The organism is Psychrobacter sp. TB20-MNA-CIBAN-0197, assembly GCF_040309765.1.
GTDB classification, from domain to species: domain Bacteria; phylum Pseudomonadota; class Gammaproteobacteria; order Pseudomonadales; family Moraxellaceae; genus Psychrobacter; species Psychrobacter submarinus.
In genome coordinates this window covers 1-257 of sequence record NZ_JBEOPC010000943.1, presented here as the reverse complement: position 1 = coordinate 257, position 257 = coordinate 1, and the positions used below count along the sequence as shown (strand labels likewise).

At 44.0% G+C, this 257-nt stretch carries 1 protein-coding gene; it reads right to left on the bottom strand.

Going from position 1 to position 257, the window contains the following annotated elements; genetic code table 11:
- Nucleotides 1-257 (bottom strand): E3 binding domain-containing protein (locus AAEY83_RS16655; protein ID WP_351060858.1); only part of this gene is annotated, 257 nt, incomplete at both ends.

Below are 257 nucleotides of genomic sequence, written 5' to 3'. Positions count from 1 at the left end.
ACATTACTCATATCAGGCAAGCTTGGTAGACTTGCTCTTGATGCACTATCACTGCTAGTAGATACAGCTTGCTTATTGGTCAAGCTTTGCTTCACATGCGCAAATAAGTCTTCTTTTAAGATACGCTCATTAATTGCAGAACCCGTCACTTGACTGATATCTACACCTAGCTGCCTTGCCAACTTACGCACGGCAGGACCAGCATAAACATCGACCAACTTCTCATTCACCTGAGTTTCATTCAGCTTGTTGTCCGC